Genomic DNA, 4051 nt, shown 5'->3' with positions numbered 1-4051 from the left:
GGCCACTCCGGCTGCTGCGCAGCGGGACGCGCGAGGGCGTCGTCAAGGCGCTTGCGCATGTCCGGCGGCAACGGGGGAAGCTCGGGAAGCGTGTCGATGGGCACGTCCACGGTCCAGTTCACGCTGCCCAACGTATTCCTCCACCCTTTCGCAAATCTTCTCATCCTGGCGCTCACGTGCGTCACTCGACGAAAGTGGGATGAAAACACACCCCAGTAACTTGATGAACAACTCCGACGACCGGAAAGAGACCGACATGAGGTGCGATCGAACGCCGCCGTTCCTTCTCCCCGGCCTGGCCTTGTTCACCGACGTCGCGTCAGGAGGCGACACCCCGTGGGACCCCTGCGCAACACGGGGTGAAGACAGCACGACATCCTGACCCGCACGGGCTCCCCGGCGCGCGGAGCTGCTGCTCCGCCGTCAGGAGCCACCGGGAACCCGGCCCGTCCAGTCCTGGATCTGGTACTCGCGGAGGATCGCGTTGGCCTCATCCGTGAGCGATTCCGCGATGGTGTGCCTGCCGCGCATTGATTCCACGCAGGCGAGCTCGAGCCGCGATTGCGCCGCGTTCACCCGGTCCACGTTCTGCTCGCACAGCCGAACCGCTTTCTCCAGCAGTTGTGCCGCCAGGTTCAGCTCGCCACGATGTTTCTGCACGACTCCCATCGCGTGCGTGGCATAACTTTCCCCTTGCAGATCGCTGGTCGCCCGCACGAGGTTCAGCACGTCCGACATCACCTCGGCGGCCGCCTCGTACTCCCCCTGCGCCATCAGGGCCTTGCCCAGCTTGTACCGGATCTGCGACTCGACTCGGGGACTGCTCACCAGCGCACAGGTGCGCGCGGCGCGCTGCAACAGCGCGAGCGCCCGAGTGTGGTTCTGGGTGTCCAGCTCGAGCTGGGCCAGCTGGCTCAGCACCGCTGCCTGGCCGACGACGTCGCCCACCGCGATGAAGCCGTTCAACGCCGCGGCGCAGTGCGTGGCCGCGGTGCTCAGTGAGCCCGCCTTGCGGTCGAGCAGCCCCAGGTTCCGCCGGACGAGTGCGAGGCCGTGTTCATCTCCCAGCTCGGCGAAGGCCTCGAACGACGGCATCAGCACCGACCGGGCCAGATCGAGCCGGGACTGGTTGATGTGCAACGAGCCGAGCGAGCAGAGGACGGCTGCCGTGCCGCGCGTGTTGCTCGCCACCCGAGTGGCGCGCAGGGCGTGCTCGTGGGTCGTCTGCCAGTCGTCGAAGTAGCTGCGCACCTCGAACAGCGACACGAGCGTGACCGCCAGGTCCCAGCACAGCTCGTCCAGCCCGGCGTCAGCGCCCTGCTCGATCGCGCTGCAGATGTTCGCGCGCTCGGTTTCGAGCCAGCGCAACGGACTGTCGGCACCGCCGGTGACGGGTGGCCCTGGCACGGGCCATCTCGGCCCGCTGCCGTGCAACGTGGTGAAGTCGCCGCCGTAGAGGCCGCGATGCGCCTGCTCCGCCAAGTGCAGCCAGCCACCGAGAACCCGTTGCAGCGCACCGGACTCGGCCTCGGTCGGCCGCTCGCGCAACCGTTCCCGCGCGAAGATCCGGATCAGGTCGTGAAAGCTGTAGCGGGGTGCCGCGGGCGCCCCGGAGACCGCGCAGTCGAGCAGCTGCGCGTCGACCAGCCGGTCGAGCGTTTCGCCCGACTGCGTCCCGGCCCTGTCGTCGAGCACCGCCGCGGCCGTCCAGGACGGCAGGTCCTCCGCGTCGAGTGCGCCGAGCAGGCCCATCAGGTCGGCGGCTCCGCCGTCGAGGCCCGCGTAGCTGAGCTGCAGACTGCCGCGCACGACCAGGTCGCCGTGCACGAGCTCGTCCAGCCGCCCGCGTTCGTCGGCGAGCCTGCGCAGCATCGACGCGAGCGTCCAGTGCGGACGTGCCGCGAGGCGCGCACCGATGATGCGCAGCGCGAGCGGCAGTCCACCGACCGCTGCCACGAGCGCGGTGGCGGCCTGGGGTTCACGCTCTATCCGGCTCATGCCCAGTGTGTGTCCCAGCAACAGCAACGCCTGGTCCCGGCCGAGCACGTCCACCGGGACGAGCCGGCTACCGACCAGGCCGGTCAGCCGGGCCCGGCTGGTGACCACGACGCCGCACGACGCCGAACCCGGCAGGGCGGGCGCGATCTGCGACTCGGTCGCCGCGTCCTCGAGGACGATGAGCACCCTGCGGTCGGCGAGCAGCCCGCGGTACATCTCGGCGCGCTCGTCCTCGTGGTCGGGGATCGACGCTCCGCTCACACCGAGCGCTCTCAGGAACCTGCCGAGCACGTCGTGGGCGGACACGGCGTGTCCCGCGTTGGACCGGAGGTTCACGTACAGCTGGCCGTCGGGGTAGTTCTTCGCGGCGACGCGATGGGCGACGTGCACGGCGAGTGCGCTCTTGCCGACGCCGGCCTTGCCGCAGATGTTCACGATCGGCACGGCGTTGAGCGGTGCGGCGCCGTCGTCACCTCCGAGGAGCCGTTCGACCTCCTCGACGAGCTCGTCACGGCCGGTGAAGTCCGCGATGGCCGATGGCAGCTGCCGCGGTCTCCCCCAGGACGTCGTGCTCGGCGCGGTGGTGGTGACAGCGGCGACGGCGGCGGTGTCAGGTCCCTTCCACAGCAACGACTGGTCTTCGGCGAGGATCGCGGCTTCGAGGCGCTTGAGCTTGTCACCGGGGTCGAGTCCGTACTCCTCCACCATCACCCCGCGCCCGGCCCGGTAGACGTCCAGCGCGTCCGACGGTCGCCCCGAGCGGTATAGCGCCAGCATCAGCAGGTACCGCAGCCCCTCCTTGAGCGGGTTCTCCAGGACGAGGGTGCGCAACTGGCCGATGACCTCGCGATGACGGCCCAGTTCCAGCACGTGGCCAAGGCACTCCTCCAGCACCTCGAGGCGCATCTCCTCCAGCCAGGTCAGCTGGTCGCGGACCCCCCGAGGGCAGCCGTCCAAGGTGGGACCGCGCCACAGGTCGAGCGCCTGCTGCAGCGTCGCGATCGCCCCGTTGAGATCACCGGACCGCGCACGACCGCGTCCGTCCGTCACGAGGTGCTCGAACCTGCGCGCGTCGATGCGCTGGTCGGGCACCTCCACCCGGTAGCCGGGCGACTGGGTCACGATCGACGCGGGCACCTTCAAGCGGCCGAACTCGGTGCGCAACGCGTGCACGCAGTACTGGACCTGAGCCCGTGCCGTCGACGGCGGTGAATCCATCCAGAGCACATCGACCAAATGGTCGACGCCTACTACGTGGTTCGCCCGCACCAGCAATGCCGACAACACGGTCTGTTGCCTGCCGGACAGTGCGCGAACACCTCCATCAGGAGCCACGATCTCCATCGGCCCGAGTAGCCGGAAGGTGATTCCTTGGGGTTCCTCCGCCAACCGAGAAGTTGCCACCTAACTCCAATCGACATACCACGAGCACCTGGGCAAATCACTCTCAGAAAACGTTTTCAAGCCGCCCAACCAGCTCGCGAACATCGCCTGAGCTGCGCCTTCACCTCTCGTTCGGCCCTAAATGAACCGCACAACACGTTCGGTAGTGGCGCGGTTACGGATTCTACTGAGAATTTAGACGCGAGTCGACACCGAGCCGCAATTCTCAAATTCACCCAGTTGGCAACCCGCGTGGTACTCCATTAGAGATATCAACCAATTGAGACGAATGAGACGTACATATTGATCAGCTATCTGTCGGCTGTCGGCTCGCCGTGCTGAGCACCCGGATATCGCAACCGGTCGCGGTGAGCCTGTCGACCGCTGCACCGACCGGGCCATCACCCGGCCCACCGTTCTTCCGATCCCGACCCGCCACTCGGTTCGCACCCGTGATCTCGCGATTCCCCGTCGCGAGGCACACCTGTTGACACAAGTATGAAATATCAACGGCGCAGTCGAGGTCGCGTGCGTGACCCCCGGGAACGCTCCAGGCCCCGAGCTGGGGTTCAGCGTCGGGGCCTGGCGGGCGTTCCTGATCAGCAGGGCGTGATCAGTAGCGGTAGTGCTCGGGCTTGAACGGGCCCTCGGCGTCCACGTCGATGTACTC

The 4051-nt window shown here is 67.8% G+C and carries 1 protein-coding gene; it reads right to left on the bottom strand.

Going from position 1 to position 4051, the window contains the following annotated elements; translation table 11 throughout:
• Window positions 1–423 precede the first annotated feature (423 nt).
• A complete protein-coding gene (locus FKR81_RS42920) occupies window positions 424–3216 on the bottom strand; it encodes an AfsR/SARP family transcriptional regulator (RefSeq protein WP_235922246.1) in 2793 nt (930 codons plus the stop codon).
• Window positions 3217–4051: the final 835 nt, after the last annotated feature.

This window comes from Lentzea tibetensis (assembly GCF_007845675.1).
Lineage (GTDB): Bacteria > Actinomycetota > Actinomycetes > Mycobacteriales > Pseudonocardiaceae > Lentzea > Lentzea tibetensis.
The sequence above is the reverse complement of the archived record's forward strand: the minus strand, read 5'-3'. Positions and strand labels throughout refer to the sequence as shown.